This window comes from Arthrobacter sp. I3, assembly GCF_000520575.1.
GTDB lineage: Bacteria > Actinomycetota > Actinomycetes > Actinomycetales > Micrococcaceae > Arthrobacter > Arthrobacter humicola_A.
On record NZ_KI914918.1, the window covers coordinates 5,287 to 20,367 of the forward strand.

Sequence of the window (15,081 nt, forward strand, 5' to 3'; positions counted from 1 at the left end):
CACCGGCTCGGCGAAGCGCTCCCCGCCGTGCACCACGCGGTGGCCGACGGCATCCAGTACGCGGTCCCCCAAGGCGTCGTGGATGGCCGCGTCCACCTGCTCCAGCGCCTCGGCGTGGTCGCGCGGGCCCTCGATCTGGCCGTCGCCCTCACCGCCGGCGCCCATGCCGATCTTCTCGACCAGGCCTTCGGTGAGCACGCTGCCGGCCTCGACGTCGCGCACCTGGTACTTGAGCGAGGACGAGCCGGAGTTGATGACGAGCACGAGCATGGGGCCTCCTAAGCCTTGGCTTCGACGCTACCCGAGGGTGCGCCGGGACTGGCATCACGCCGGAGCCTGGCCGAGCGCTCCGTGGGATCCACTATAAATTGCCGGACCAAATTGCCGGAACGCCAGTGGCGCCCATCCGTTGCGAAAGCCGGGCCGGGCGCCTAGAGTCGGCGGACCAACTGGACAACTCACGAAGGGGATTTCCATGACTGACGACGCGACCCAGCCGGAGGGCACCGAACCAGCGGGCACCGAACCCGCCAGCGGTTCCGGTAAACCGGATCCCACCGGCGTCGTCGGCGCGAACCCGGCCCTGGACGACACAGGAAACCCCAAGGCCGCCGAGGTTGGCGAAGCGCCCGAGGCCCCCGAGAATCTGGAGGACCTGGATCTCACGCCGGCGGGCCTGGCCGATGAGCCCGCCAAGGAGGAAGACCCCGAAAGTCCGGCGAAGCCGGAAAACAGCTGACGGAAGACAGCTGACTATGCGCGGGCAACCGCAGGTTCCGGCTCGGTAGCGGGCTCCACGGACTGCGCCTGCACGGCGGTGATGGCCACCGTGTTCACGATGTCCTCCACGGTGCACCCGCGGGAGAGGTCGTTAACCGGCTTACGGAGCCCCTGCAGGACCGGCCCGACGGCAACCGCACCCGAGGACTGCTGCACTGCCTTGTAGGTGTTGTTGCCGGTGTTCAGGTCCGGGAAGATGAACACCGTTGCCTGCCCGGCGACGGACGAGCCCGGCATCTTGGACGCGGCGATGGCGGCGTCGACGGCGGCGTCGTACTGGATGGGGCCTTCAACGGCGAGATCCGGGCGGCGGTCCTTCACGACTTCGGTGGCCTGCCGGACTTTGTCCACTGCTTCCCCGGTCCCGGATCCGCCGGTGGAGTAGGACAGCATGGCCACCCGCGGCTCCACGCCGAACTGGGCTGCGGTCTCGGCTGAGGCCAGCGCGATATCCGCCAGCTGCTCCGCGTTCGGGTCAGGGTTGACCGCGCAGTCGCCGTAGACCAGCACCCGGTCCGGCATCAGCATCAGGAACACCGAGGAGACGATCTTGACGCCGTCCCGCGTCTTGACGAACTCCAGCGCGGGACGGATGGTGTGGGCCGTGGTGTGCGCGGCGCCGGACACCATGCCGTCCACCACGCCGAGCTGCACCATCATGGTGCCGAAGTAGCTGCCGTCGAGCATGACTTCCAGCGCCCGGGCCAGGTCCACGCCCTTGTGCGCCCGCAGCTCCGCGTACTTCTGGGCAAACTGCTGGCGCAGCTCCGACGTCGCGGGGTCCACGATGCTCATGCCGGAGAGGTCAATGCCCTGGGTGGACGCCAGCTCCCGGACCGCCGACTCATTGCCCAGTATCGTGAGGTCGCAGACGTCCCGCCGGTGCAGAATTTCGGCGGCCCGCAGGATCCGCACATCGTTCCCCTCGGGCAGGACAATGTGCCGGCGCTGCAGCCGGGCCCGCTCAATGAGGTCGTGCAGGAACCGCAGCGGCGTCATCCGCTCCAGCCGCGGCAGGTGCAACCGCTCCACCAGCTCGGCCTCGTCCACGCGCTTAGCCCACAGCCCCACGGCCGAGGCCACCTTGCGGCGGTGCCCCGACCAGATCTCGCTGCGGACCTCGGACACCCGTTTGGCGGTGGTGTAGGTATCGTCCGGGGCCGCGAACACGGGGAATGGTGCCTGCGCCAGCAGCGAGTAGATGTTGGGGTCCGGGGCCAGGCCGCCGGTGAGGATGAGCGCCGACGGCACCGGAAACTCGGGCGAGAACGACGACGCGAGGCACGCGACCATCACATCCGCACGGTCACCGGGGACGATCACGAGGGCGCCGTCGTCGAGCACGTGCAGGAAGTTGGCCACGTTCATCGCCGCCACCTTAATGGAATGGACGTCGCGTTCCATGTCCTGCCGGCCGGCCACCTGGCGGATCCCGAGGGCCGAGGCCACCTCCCCGGTGGTCGGCCGTGCGATGTCCTCCAGCTCGGGGAAGACGTAGACGGGGCGGCCGGACGCGCCGGGCTTCACGGCGGCGACGATCCCGTCCACGTCCTCCGGGTCGGCGCGGTTCACCATGATGGCCAGGAGGCTGCAGTGTTCCGCCGCCAGTTCCTTGCGGGCCACCTCGACGGCGTCGGCAGCCTCCGCGACGGTCCGCCCCTTCGCGCCCACCACGGCGACGATCGAGGCGGCCAGGTTGTTCGCGAGGCGAGCGTTGAGGTCGAATTCGACGGCGGCATCCTGGCCGGTGAGGTCCGTCCCCTCCACAATCACCACGTCGCAGTGGCGGGACATTTCGGCGAAGATCTCCACGCAGCGGGCGTCGATCTCGGCCCTGTTTCCCTCGGCCAGCAGCCCGCGGACCTCGGCAAACGTCAGGCCGCCGCGGCAGCGCTGGTCGTCAAGATCGAACCGGGCCTTCATCAGCGCCACCATCGGGTCCGCCGCGGCGTCGTTGCCGTGAACCACAGGCTTGAAGAAGCCGATCCGGTCCGCGTGCCGGTGGAGGGTGTCCGCCAGCCCCAGCGCTATGAGGGACTTGCCGGAGCCCGGGGTGGTCGCGCTGACGTAAATTCCTTTGGCCATGTGTCCCAGCATACTTACAGCCCTTGACAGCGGGCACCCACATGGGATTACCTAATGAACATTCGGTAAATAAAGCTGGAGGCAACGACGCATGGCTGAACTGACGGTTTCCGGGGGCACCCACCCCATCCTGAAAGACGACTACGCCTCGGAATGGATGGGCATCGAAGTCCTGGCGCTGGACGACGGGCATGCCACGATCCGCATGACGCTCCGGCAGGAAATGCTCAACGGCTTCGGCATGGCCCACGGCGGAATGATCTTCGCCTTCGGCGACACCGCCTTCGCCCTCGCCTGCAACCCGGCCAACCCGCTCCCGGGCGAGGACTCCAGCATCACGGTTGCTGCCGGCGTCGACATCAACTTCCTGAAGCCCGCCTTCCGCGGACAGGTGCTGACCGCCGTCGCGAACCGCCGCGCCAGCACCGGACGCAGCGGGCTGTACGACATCCAGATCTACGCCGCCGACCCTGGCGCGGGTATCCCGGCGGCACCGGCCGGCGCGGCCCCCGCAGCAACCCTTCCGGGCCAGCTCCCCACCGATACCGCTACCGACGCCCCTACGTGGGAACTCATCGCCGAGTTCCGCGGCCGCAGCCGCACCATCTCCAAGAAATAGAAACAGGGAACCACTGATGACCCAAGAAACTGCCGCCGCCACAACTGACGCTGTCCTGGACCGCGAGGAGACCATCTCCCGCGACGAGCTCGAGGCCCTCCAGCTCAGCCGCCTGCAGCACACGGTTGCCTACGCCTATGACCGCGTCCCCCTGTACAAGCGCAAGTTCGATGAGGCCGGCGTCCACCCGGCGGACCTGCGTGAGCTCTCCGACCTCGGCAAGTTCCCCTTCACCACCAAGGAGGACCTGCGCCTCGAGTACCCCTTCGGCATGTTCGCCGTGCCGCAGAACGAGGTAGCGCGGATCCATGCCAGCTCCGGCACGACGGGCCGCGCCACCGTGGTGGGCTACACGAAGAAGGACCTCGCCGACTGGGCCAAGCTTGTGGCCCGCTCGCTGCGCGCCTCCGGCGTCCGGCCCGGCATGAAGGTGCACAACGCTTACGGCTATGGCCTGTTCACCGGCGGCATGGGCGCCCACGCCGGCGCCGAGGCCCTCGGCTGCACCGTCATCCCGATCTCCGGCGGCCAGACCGAGCGCCAGATCACGCTCATCCAGGACTTCAAGCCCGACGCCATCCTGGCCACCCCCACGTACCTGCTGACCATCGCCGACGCGATGATGAAGCAGGGCATCGACCCGGCCTCCACGTCGCTGAAGTACGCGGTCCTGGGCGCCGAGCCGTGGACCGAGGAAATGCGGCACGAGCTCGAGACCACCATGAACCTCAAGGCCTGCGACATCTACGGCCTCTCCGAGGTCATGGGCCCGGGCGTCGCCGGCGAAGCCGTCGAAACGCAGGACGGCAGCCACATCTGGGAGGACCACTTCCGCCCGGAGATCATTGATGCCTTCGACCCCACGGTGGTGCTGGGCGACGGCGAACCGGGCGAGCTCGTCTTCACCTCACTCACCAAGGAAGCGCTGCCGATCATCCGGTACCGCACCAAGGACCTCACCCGGCTGCTGCCGGGCACCGCGCGCCCGGCGCACCGCCGCATGGGCCGCATCACCGGCCGCAGCGACGACATGATCATCCTGCGCGGCGTGAACCTGTTCCCCTCCCAAATCGAGGAGATCGCCCTGCGCATCCCCGAGCTCAGCCCGCACTTCCAGCTGGAACTGACCCGGCCCGAGGGCCATCGGATGGACCAGATGACCGTCAAGATCGAGCGCCGCGACGCCGTCAGCGTCGAGGGCGCGGCGGCGGCTGCCAAGGCCCTGCAGCAGCAGATCAAGATCCACGTCGGTTCCTCCTGCACCGTCGACGTCGTCGACCCCGGTTCGCTGGAGCGGTCCAACGGCAAGCTGCGCCGGATCTACGACATGCGCCCCAAGGGCTGAGTGAGCACCAGATCGTGAGAAACTAGCCACTATGCCCAGCACAGCAACCACCACCAAGCGCGGCCGCCCCGGCTATGACCAGCAGTCGGTGCTGGTCATCGCCGTCGACGTCTTCAACCGCCACGGCTACGATGCCACCTCGATGGGTATCCTTGCTGAGAACCTGGGCATCTCCAAGTCCGCGATCTACCACCACGTCCCGTCCAAGGGTGACCTGCTGAAGCTCGCCCTGGACCACGCCCTGGGTGGGCTCGAGGCGATCCTGGACCAGCCCGGGGCAACCTCCGGTTCGGCCGATGCCCGGCTGGAGTTCGTGGTCCGCCAGACCATCTCGGTGCTGGTGGAGCGGCTGCCCTTCGTGACGCTGCTGCTGCGCCTGCGCGGGAACACGGAGATCGAGCGGGATGCGTTGGAACGGCGCCGCACCTTCGACCACAAGGTCGCCGCACTGATTTCCGAGGCCCGGGATGAGGGCTCGCTCCGCCAGGACATTGACCCCCGCACCGTCACCCGGCTGCTGTTCGGCACCATCAACTCGATCGTCGAGTGGTACAAGCCGGGCGGCTCGCTGTCCCCGGAGAAGCTGGCCGACGACGTCATCACCATGGCGTTCCACGGCCTTCACGTCCCCCGCTGACCGCCTGCCGGCCGGCGGGTGGCCGGGTAAGTCGTTGACGGCAGGATAACGGACGCCCACCCTGTAGTCATGGCCACGAAGATATCTGACGTCCTCTTCAGCACGTTCCCCGATTTGCGCTACCAGCCCACCGCGAAGAGGGTCCGTGCCATGGTGGGCGGGCGTGCCGTCGTCGACACTCTGGGTGCGCTCTTGGTGTGGGAGCCCAAGCGCATCACCCCCATCTACGCAGTTTCCGAAGGCGACCTCCGCGCCGAACTGGCGCCGCCGGGGCAGCAGGCGGGCGATGTCCCGGAACACGGCTTCAGAGTGAGCCGGGAGGGGCCGCGGGCACTGGATCCGCGCACGGGGTTCGGCAGGCACACGGCGGCCGGTGAGGAACTCGACGTCGTCACTCCCCATGCGAGGCTGCCCCGCGCTGCCTTCCGGCCGGCGGACCCCGACCTCGCCGGCTACGTGGTGCTGGATTTCAACGCTTTCGACTGGCTCGAGGACGACGAGGAGATCATCGGCCACCCCCGTGATCCGTTCCACCGCGTGGACATCCGGGCGTCCTCGCTCACCGTTGAGGTAGGGCTCGACGGCGTCACGCTCGCCACGACGAACGGCGCGCAGCTGCTCTACGAAACCATGCTGCCGGTGCGCTACTACATTCCGCCGTCGGATGTGCGGCTGGATCTGATGGAAGAGAGCCCCAAACGGACCATCTGCCCGTACAAGGGCCAGGCGAGCTACTGGAGCTACCCTGCTTCCGAGCAGGGCAGGAACGTCGCGTGGAGCTATGACCGGCGGCTCCTCGACGCCGCCCAGATCCACGGACTTGTCAGTTTCTTCAATGAGAGAGTGGACATCACGGTGGACGGCGTCCGGCAGGAGCGCCCGGTCACGCCGTGGTCACGCCCGGACGGAGTGGGGGCACCCGGGGTGTGACCCGCAGCGCCTTGGTTCTCTTTCACCCGCATTGGGTGACGACCGCCCCCCACTGGAAGGGTTAGCTTGGAGAACATCTGAAGGACCACCTCTATCGCTTGTGAGACCTCGCTAAAGGCTCCCGCCGTCTGGCGGAAGGAGGAGGGATGATGTTCTGCTCGTTGATCATCGGTGACCCGCGGTGTTGCCGGACGGGCACGCCGCCCCGAGCTGGAAAAAGGACATTCGGGATCACCCGAATCGTCACAGTCGCGCCGGGTTGCCGGGAATGAGCGAGCCTGCCGCATCGCCGCCCAGTTTCGATCCGGCCGTCGTCATTCGTTCCAGGGCGTACATCTCTGCGCTCGTGCTGGCTGCGGTCTTGGGCGTTCCCATCTCGGTCATTGCGTACGGCTTTCTCGCTTTGGTCGCGGTGGTCCAGCAGTACGTCTTCGTCGGCCTGCCGGAACAAGTCCTCGGGGGTCCCGTTCCTGCCTGGTGGCCGGTTCCCTGGTTGGTGCTGTGTGGGCTGTTGACGGCGTCGACCATACGGTATCTGCCGGGAACCGCGGGCCACTCACCGGCTTTCGGCTTCAAGACGGGCGGCGGTCCGCCCAGCGGCCGGGAGCTCGTGGGCATTATTCTCGCGGCACTGACCACGCTCAGCCTGGGTGCGGTGCTCGGGCCGGAGGGTCCGCTGATCGCGATCGGTGGCGGCCTCGGGGCGTTGGCGGTGCACCTGGCGAAGAAGGACGCTCCGCCGATGGCCCTGACGATCATGGCGTCGGCCGGCAGCTTCGCAGCGATCAGTACCCTACTCGGATCCCCCGTGCTCGGTGCATTCCTGATCATGGAGGCCGCCGGGATCGGGGGAATGACGCTGAGCCTGATGGCCCTGCCCGGACTGCTCGCTTCCGGCGTCGGGGCGCTGGTGTTCGTCGGCCTGGACGGCTGGACCGGGCTGGGCAGCTTCTCGCTGGCGCTGCCGGTCGTGCCGCCTGCGGTGCCGCCGACCCTGGCGACGCTGGGCTGGGCGGTGATCATGGGCGTCGTGGGCGCGCTGTTGGGGTGGTTGATCCGCTGGGTCGGGCTCTCGCTTCGTCCGGTCGTGCACCTGAACCGGATGTTGGTGACCTCTGGGCTCGGCCTGCTGATCGGTCTTGCCGCGATGGCCTACCAGTTGATCTCTGGGAACAGCTTCACGCAGGTCTTGTTCTCGGGGCAGGACGCCCTTCCGGATCTGGTCGAACACGCCACGGACTACTCGCTTTCGGCGCTCCTCCTGCTGATCGCTTGTAAGGCCTTTGCCTACGGGCTCTCGCTGAGCGCATTTCGTGGTGGGCCCGTGTTCCCTTCGATGTTCATCGGTGCGGCGCTCGGTATTGTCGCGAGCGGGTTGCCCGGAATGAATCTCGCGGCAGGACTCGGCATGGGCATGGGAGCCATGTGCGCGGCCATGCTGAGGCTGCCGTTGACGTCGACCCTGCTGGCCACGCTGCTGCTGGGAGTGGACGGTGTGGCGGTAACACCGCAGGTGGTGGTGGCTGTGGCGGTGGCCTTCGTGATCTCCAACGTGCTCCCGGTCCCGGGCCCGAAAGGGCCCGTGGCGCCTGACGCTGGCGGGAAGGTCCACCATCGGGCCGCCTCGAAGTCCGGCCATGCAAGTGAGATGTCGAGCGCGGGAGGTTCGACCGGACGGGACCGGTGGATCGCGTGGTTGTTCATCATTGGCTCGAGTCTGTTCGCCTTGGGGGCGGTTCCGTCATACGCCGAGGCCGTGGGATTGCGCTTGTGCGCGATCACCTTCTTCGTCGGTTCGCTGTTCTTCACCAGTGCGTCGTTCCTGCAGTACCGCGAAGCCGTTGACGCCCTCCCGTTCCTGGGGGCCAAGCGCCGCCACTGGTTTTGGGTGTGGGCGCCACGGAATCTCGGCTGGCTCGCCTGCGCGGTTCAACTTGCCGGCACGCTGTGGTTCAACTGGAGTACGGGAAACGCATTGCGGGTCAATCTCAGTGTGGCGCTGACCGAGCAGCGGGTGTGGCGACCCGATGCGCTGGGTTCAGTCGCCTTCCTCGTCGCCAGCGGTGTGGCGTTGCGGGATGCCGGTCGCGCCATTGCCGGCAGGCCCAGGCCCCGGGTGTGGAAGATCGGCGTGATCAACCTGGCCGGCTCTGTTGCGTTCGGCGTCTCGGCTCTGGCGGCCTTTGTCCTACCGTCGAGCGGCGATGTCTGGAACGCCGACCTGGCCACTCTCGGCACCCTTGTAGGAGCCCTGTGCTTCCTCACCGGCGCGATTCTGATGCTGAGTCCAGAATCCGCCGCCGTCTCGGTTCCCGCGGACCGGGGAGCTCATCCGTAACCCCCTTTCAACAGTCTCTTGAGGAGAAGTGATGTCAATAAATTCCCAGCCGGCGGACGCCGACGTGGCACTGTTCGGCAACCGATTTGTCACCCAGGAGGTTCCGAGCCGGGAGTTCCCGGAGACCGGCATTCCTGCTGAGGACGCTTTGCGGCTGGTGTCGGAGGACCTGGCGCTGGAGGGTGATCCGGCCCGGAACCTGGCCACCTTCGTAACGACATGGATGGAGCCGCAGGCCCAGCAGATCATCGCAGCGAACCTGCACCGCAATTTCATCGACCACGCCGAATATCCCCGCACGGCCGAAATCGAGCAGCGCTGCATTCGGATGCTCGCAGACCTTTTCCACGCGCCCGGCGAGACGACGGGCGCCCGGACCCAGGGATCGTCCGAGGCGATCATGCTCGGCGGCCTGTCCCTGAAGTGGAACTGGCGCAAACGCCGCGAGGCCGCCGGCGCATCGACGTCGAGCCCTAATCTGGTGTTCGGCGGCGACGTGCATGTTGTGTGGGAGAAGTTCTGCCGCTACTTCGACGTCGAGCCGCGGATCGTGCCCCTGCAGCCGGGGAAGTACACGATCGGCCCGGAGGACGTGGAGGCCCATATCGATGAGAACACCATCGGCGTCGCAGCCGTGCTGGGCACGACGTTCACCGGGCACAAAGACGACATCGCCGGCATCAACGACCTGCTGGTCCGGATCAAGGGTGAGCGGGGCCTTGATGTGCCGCTGCACGTGGACGGGGCCAGCGGGGGGTTTGTCTGGCCCTTCCTGTACCCGGACTCCAAATGGGACTTCCGGCTCGAGCAGGTCCGCTCGATCAATGTCTCCGGACACAAGTTTGGACTGGTCTATCCCGGCATCGGCTGGCTGATCTTCCGGGAGAAGGCCGACCTGGCCAAGGACCTTGTTTTTGAGGAGAACTACCTCGGCAAGACCGACTCGACGTTCACCCTGAACTTCTCCACCGGCTCGTCGATGGTTCTCGCCCAGTACTACAACTTTGTGCGCTACGGCCGTGCCGGCTACACCTACATCATGCAGAACATGCAGACCAACGCCCGCGCCCTCGCCGAGAAGTTGGAGGCCATGGGCCGGTTCGAGATCATCGGCCCCGACGAGGAGCAGCTTCCCCTGGTTGCGTTCCGGCTCGCCGCCGACCCCGGGTACGACGAGTTCGACATTGCCTGGCAGCTCTCGGCCGAACGCGGCTGGATGGTGCCGGCCTACACCCTGCCGCCGAACGCCCAGGACGTGACGATCATGCGTGCGCTGGTCAAGGAAACGATGAGCCGCGAGCACGTCGACACGCTCGCCCGGGATATCGAGGAGGCGTGCTCAACGCTGGCGAAGAAGGGCGGCGCGCACGAATCCGAACGAAAGAAGATCGTCACCGGACCCGGGCATTGACCGGGTGGCGCCAACAATGAGCGCGGCGCAGGAACGGTCGGTCATTTCTTCTCCCTGACTGCGGCCGCTGCCGTCTCGCGCTGGGTGGCGGCCCAGCTGGCGAGGACTTTCAGGGCGTCCTCGGAGGGTGTCCCGGGATCTGCCGTGTAGACGTTGATGCGCAGCCCCGGGTCCGCGGGCAGTTCCAGTGCCTCGAAGCTCAGGTCCAGGTCCCCCACGATCGGGTGGTGGAGCCGTTTGCGGCCGGTGCGGTGGTACTTCACGTCGTGCCTCGCCCACCGGGTGCGGAACTCCTCGCTGCGGGTCGAAAGCTCTCCGATCAGGTCCGTGAGGTCCTTGTCGTAGGGGTTTTTCCCGGCGGTGGACCTCAGGACCGCGACGATGTCGTCCGCGCTGCGTTCCCAATCGGCGAAGAACTCCCGCGCTTTCGGGTTCAGGAAGGTGAACCGTGCACTGTTCGGCGGAGTCACCTGCTCAGCCATCATGTCCAGGTAGAGGGCACGGCCGAGTTCGTTGGCGGCAAGGACATCCCCGCGGTCGTTGCGGACCCAGGCCGGCGCCGTCGTGATCGCATCAATGACGCGTTGCACGCTCGGCCGCACCGTCTGCGGGCTGCGCTTTCGCCGCACCCGGGGAGCGGCCGTGGCCGCGCGGGCCAGGTCAAAAAGGTGGGCCGTCTCGGCGTCGTCAAGCTTCAGTGCACGGCAGAGGGCTTCAAGGACGCTGTCCGAGGCGCCGGAGAGGTTTCCGCGCTCAAGGCGTATGTAGTAATCGATGCTCATCCCGGCGAGCATCGCGACTTCCTCGCGCCGCAGCCCGGTAACGCGGCGGTTTCCGCCGTAGACCGGGAGGCCGGCCTCCTCTGGCGTGATCCTGGCACGGCGGGAGGTCAGGAACTTCCGCACGTCGTCGCTGTGTGTCATGGCCTCCACGCTACCCGCGGCCTATGCGACGAGGGAGGCACTGGCATTACCCGGAACGTCCGTGACTCCCCGCCGTTGAGGAATCACGGTTCCATGGAAAACATGAATCCTGAACCCGCAACTGCTGCCCACCGGGCGGCGATCCTGGCGATCATCCTCGCCAGCTACTTCATGATCCTGCTGGACAACTCGGTCATCTTCACGGCCCTGCCGAGCCTGCAGGCCGATCTCCAGCTGGGTACCGGGGAGCTTTCCTGGGTCCAGGACGCGTACACGCTGGTCTTCGGCGGCCTGCTGCTTCTCGGCGCCCGGGCCGGCGACCTCCTCGGCCGCCGGCGTGTCTTCGTGTTCGGGCTGGTGGTGTTCTCGGTCGCGTCCCTGCTGATCGGGCTGGCCCCGTCGGGCTGGTGGGCGATCTCCGGCCGGGCGATCCAGGGCATCGGGGCGGCGATCGTCGCGCCCGCCTCCCTGTCCCTGCTCACGGCGAGCTTCCCGGAAGGCCGTGAGCGCACGCGGGCCGTGGCGTTATACGGCGCGACCGCAGGGATGGGTGCCAGCCTGGGACTGGTCATCGGCGGGGCGCTGGCCCACTGGATCTCCTGGCGTGCCGGGTTCTTCGTCAACGTACCCATCGGCGCCGCGATGATCGCACTCGCTCCGCGGTTCCTCCCGGAAACCGGCAGGGCCCGCGGCCGCTTCGACCTGTTCGGCGCGCTCAGCGCGACCCTGGGGGTCGGCGCGCTCGTGTTCGGCATCATCAACACCGCCGACGCGGGCTGGGCCTCCGCGGCCACGGTCACGGCCGTCACCGCCGGCATCGTGCTCCTCGTCGTGTTTGTGCTGATCGAACGCAGGGCCGCCCAGCCGATCATGCAGCTGCGGCTGTTCGCCAGCCGCCGCCGCGCCGGCGCCTATGTTGCACGGTTCCTATATCTGGGCGCAATGATTGCATTTTTCTTCTTCACCACCCAGTTCCTGCAGGAGGTCCTCGGCTTCGACCCCCTGCAGGCCGGCATGGGATTTCTGCCCATGACTGCCGTCAACTTCGCCGTCGCAATGGGTATCCCGCGGCTCGTAAACCGGATGCCGGGTTCGATTCCCCTTGTGGCCGGCATCCTGATCACCCTTGCCGGGATGTTCTGGCTCAGCCGGGTCGGCGTCGACTCCTCCTACCTGACGGACGTCGCTTTCCCGATGGTCCTTATCGGAGCCGGACAGGGCTTGGCTTTTGCGCCCCTTACGTCGTTTGGCATCGTTGGCGCGCCCGCGGCCGACGCCGGCGCGGCGTCGGGCCTGGTGAACACCTTCCACCAGGTCGGCACCTGCCTTGGGCTGGGCATCGCGGTCGCGGCCGCAGCCACTGTCCCGGCCGCCGGCGCTGCCGCAGCGCACCTGGCCGCGCAGGTCAGCGCTGCCCTCACCACGGGCAGTGTCCTCCTGCTCCTGGCCCTGGCTGTCACCGCGGCCCTCATCCTGCCCGCTGATCTGGCCGCCCGCCGGGTCCTGATACCGCTCGGGGCCGCACCCGCACCCCTGGCCGAGGCCGCCCGCTGACCTGTCTACATCCGAAAAGGGGGTACTCACGTGCCCTCCCACAATCCCGCACACCTGAATACCGTGAAAGGCATGCACATGGAACTTACTCTCAATAACGGCGTCACGATGCCCGCCCTCGGACTGGGCGTCTTCCAAAGCGCGCCGGAGCAAACGACGGCGGCCGTCGAAGCGGCGCTGGCGGCGGGCTACCGGCACATCGACACTGCCGCGGCGTACGGCAACGAGCGGGAGGTCGGTGAGGGCATCCGCAACTCGGGCCTGGACCGTTCCGACGTGTTCATCGAGACCAAAGTCTGGGTCAGCGACTACGGGTACGACCAGACGCTTCACGCCTGGGAGAAGGCTGTTGGCAAGCTGGGCGTCGACTACCTGGACCTGTTCATCCTGCATCAGCCCGCCCCCGACCGCTTCGAAAGAACTGTCGGCGCGTACAAGGCACTGGAGACCATGCTTGCTGACGGGCGCGTCCGGGCGATCGGTGTCAGCAACTTCATGCCGCACCACCTGGTGCAGTTGCTGGCGGCCACAGACGTCGTCCCGTCGGTTAACCAGATTGAGCTGCACCCATACTTCGCCCAGCCGGCCGTCCAGGCAACGGACACCGAACACGGCATCCTTACCCAGGCGTGGTCACCGATCGGAGGCATCACTTTTTACCCCGGATGGGGCGAGAAGCGCAGGAACGTGATGGAAGACCCAATGATCACCGGCATCGGACAAACACACGGAAAGAGCCTCGCCCAGGTCATGATCCGCTGGCACCTGCAGCAGGGCCGCTCAGCCATCCCGAAGTCGACCAACCCCGCACGCATCGCGGAGAACTTCGACGTCTTCGACTTCGAACTCGGCGCCGACGAACTCGCCGCCATCGACGCACTCGACACCGGCGTGCGCAACGGACCGGATCCCGACGAGGCCCGCGAAGAACGCTTCGCCATGGTCATCCCCGAAGCCTGAGACAGAGAGAAGGCACCATCATGGAATACCGTCCCCTTGGCCGCACCGGCGTGCGGGTCAGTCCCTTATGCCTCGGCGCGATGATGTTCGGCCCCTGGGGCAACAATGACACCGCGGACTCCATTCGAATCATCCACCGCGCCCTCGACGCGGGAATCAACTTCATCGACACCGCCGATGTCTACTCCGGCGGGGCATCCGAGGAAATCGTCGGGCAGGCACTGGAAGGCCGGCGTGAGGACGTGTTCCTCGCCACGAAGTTCTTCATGCCCATGAACGAGGACGATCCCAACCAGCGGGGTGGATCCCGCCGCTGGATCATGCGGGCGGTCGAAGACTCCCTTCGCCGCTTGAACACCGATTACATCGACCTCTACCAGGTGCACCGGCCCAGCCCGGATACCGACGTCGAGGAGACTCTCGGCGCCCTCACCGACCTGGTCCGCCAAGGGAAGGTGCGGTACATCGGCTCCTCGTCGTATTCCGGGTCGCAGATCGTGGAAGCCCAATGGGCATCCCGGGAACGCAACCTGGAGCGGTTTGTCACCGAGCAGCCGCCGTACTCGATCCTGGTCCGCGGTATCGAGGAGGACATCCTTCCCACGGTGCAGCGCCACGGCATGGGCACCCTCACCTACAGCCCCCTCAGCGGCGGCTGGCTCTCCGGGCGCTGGCGTAAAAACGCAGCCTCCGCGCCCACCTCAACCGCGCGTCCGAACGCCCGGTTCGACATGACGAGCCCGGCCAACCAGCGCAAGCTCGACATCGTCGAAGAACTCGCCCGCCTCGCTGAACAAGCCGGGCTGACGCTCATCGAACTGGCCATCGCCTTCGTGATCAATCACCCCGGCGTCACGGCCGCCATCGTGGGACCGCGCACCATGGAACAGCTCGAGTCTTACCTGCCCGCCGCGGACATCACCTTGGCCAGCGACGTCCTGGACCGCATCGACCAGCTCGTCGCACCCGGCGTTACCGTCAACCCGGAGGACAACAGCTACGGCGCCAACGAACTCACGGCCCTGGCGCGGCGACGCAAACAACTGTGACCAACAAGGCGGTTGAAGCCCTGCATGAAGCCCTGCAGCAATTCCAGTTTCCACTGAAAGAAGGAAAATCATGACTTGACCAACCCCAACAGGTCGGCGGAGGCCGGAACATGTTCGGAGACTTCGCCCCGAAGCTCGCCGGGCTCACCGACGACGTCCTGTTCGCGGACGTCTGGAACCGCCCGGAGCTTCCGGCCCGTGACCGCAGCCTTATCACCGTCGCCGTACTCACCGCCGGCGGCAACACCGAACAGCTCGGCTTCCACCTTGGCCGCGCCATTGAGAACGGCGTCACCCGGGAAGAACTCATCGAAGCCATCACCCATGTCACGCTCTACGCAGGCTGGCCCAAGGGCATGGCCGCCATGGGCGTCGCCAAGCGACTCTTCACCGAGAGCGAGTAAGGATCACCATGAACATCGAACCCACTGTCCCCACTGCGAAGAACCC

General features: G+C 66.9%; 13 protein-coding genes and 1 pseudogene. 11 read left to right on the forward strand and 3 right to left on the reverse strand.

All coding sequences use genetic code 11. From position 1 onward, the window contains the following. Positions 1-270: pseudogene (locus Y706_RS24605) on the reverse strand (acetate kinase); the annotation flags it as partial. A gap of 205 nt (positions 271-475) precedes the next feature. Here Y706_RS24605 and Y706_RS0109260 point away from each other — a divergent pair. Beyond that, on the forward strand, positions 476-739 hold the full coding sequence (locus Y706_RS0109260; RefSeq protein ID WP_028276372.1) for a hypothetical protein: 264 nt from the start codon (positions 476-478) through the stop codon (positions 737-739). A 14-nt stretch (positions 740-753) separates the two neighbouring features. Here the strand turns inward: Y706_RS0109260 and pta are convergent, their stop codons facing one another. Further along, positions 754-2,865 carry a phosphate acetyltransferase gene (gene pta, locus Y706_RS0109265; RefSeq protein ID WP_043435737.1) on the reverse strand — a complete coding sequence of 704 codons (2,112 nt, stop codon included), beginning with the start codon at positions 2,863-2,865 and terminating at the stop codon, positions 754-756. A gap of 91 nt (positions 2,866-2,956) precedes the next feature. Between pta and Y706_RS0109270 the strand changes: the two genes are divergently transcribed. The 6 genes from Y706_RS0109270 (at position 2,957) to Y706_RS0109295 (ending at position 10,145) form a co-directional block, all read left to right on the forward strand. Then, positions 2,957-3,484, forward strand: coding sequence for a hotdog fold thioesterase (locus Y706_RS0109270; RefSeq protein ID WP_028276374.1), 528 nt, complete (start codon positions 2,957-2,959; stop codon positions 3,482-3,484). Positions 3,485-3,500: 16 nt separating this feature from the next. After that, a complete protein-coding gene (paaK, locus tag Y706_RS0109275; RefSeq protein WP_028276375.1) occupies positions 3,501-4,829 on the forward strand; it encodes a phenylacetate--CoA ligase PaaK in 1,329 nt (442 codons plus the stop codon). A gap of 31 nt (positions 4,830-4,860) precedes the next feature. Continuing rightward, positions 4,861-5,466, forward strand: coding sequence for a TetR/AcrR family transcriptional regulator (locus Y706_RS0109280; RefSeq protein WP_028276376.1), 606 nt, complete (start codon positions 4,861-4,863; stop codon positions 5,464-5,466). Between the two features lie 69 nt (positions 5,467-5,535). Beyond that, on the forward strand, positions 5,536-6,396 hold the full coding sequence (locus Y706_RS0109285; RefSeq protein ID WP_028276377.1) for a DUF427 domain-containing protein: 861 nt from the start codon (positions 5,536-5,538) through the stop codon (positions 6,394-6,396). A 268-nt stretch (positions 6,397-6,664) separates the two neighbouring features. After that, a complete protein-coding gene (locus Y706_RS29735) occupies positions 6,665-8,734 on the forward strand; it encodes a chloride channel protein (protein WP_216699123.1) in 2,070 nt (689 codons plus the stop codon). A gap of 31 nt (positions 8,735-8,765) precedes the next feature. Then, positions 8,766-10,145, forward strand: coding sequence for a glutamate decarboxylase (locus Y706_RS0109295; RefSeq protein ID WP_028276378.1), 1,380 nt, complete (start codon positions 8,766-8,768; stop codon positions 10,143-10,145). Positions 10,146-10,186: 41 nt separating this feature from the next. On the opposite strand, the gene Y706_RS0109300 is transcribed toward Y706_RS0109295, so the two are convergent. After that, the gene (locus Y706_RS0109300) at positions 10,187-11,068 is read right to left on the reverse strand and encodes a helix-turn-helix transcriptional regulator (protein WP_028276379.1); all 882 of its coding nucleotides are present in this window, start codon (positions 11,066-11,068) and stop codon (positions 10,187-10,189) included. Positions 11,069-11,161: 93 nt separating this feature from the next. Here Y706_RS0109300 and Y706_RS24615 point away from each other — a divergent pair, with 93 nt between their 5' ends. The 4 genes from Y706_RS24615 (at position 11,162) to Y706_RS24620 (ending at position 15,035) form a co-directional block, all read left to right on the forward strand. After that, on the forward strand, positions 11,162-12,622 hold the full coding sequence (locus Y706_RS24615; protein WP_043435714.1) for an MFS transporter: 1,461 nt from the start codon (positions 11,162-11,164) through the stop codon (positions 12,620-12,622). A gap of 78 nt (positions 12,623-12,700) precedes the next feature. Further along, the gene (locus Y706_RS0109310; protein ID WP_028276380.1) at positions 12,701-13,582 is read left to right on the forward strand and encodes an aldo/keto reductase; all 882 of its coding nucleotides are present in this window, start codon (positions 12,701-12,703) and stop codon (positions 13,580-13,582) included. A gap of 20 nt (positions 13,583-13,602) precedes the next feature. Then, complete coding sequence (locus Y706_RS0109315) at positions 13,603-14,631, forward strand: aldo/keto reductase (protein WP_028276381.1); 1,029 nt, start codon at positions 13,603-13,605, stop codon at positions 14,629-14,631. A gap of 110 nt (positions 14,632-14,741) precedes the next feature. Further along, positions 14,742-15,035, forward strand: coding sequence for a carboxymuconolactone decarboxylase family protein (locus Y706_RS24620; protein WP_043435715.1), 294 nt, complete (start codon positions 14,742-14,744; stop codon positions 15,033-15,035). Positions 15,036-15,081: the final 46 nt, after the last annotated feature.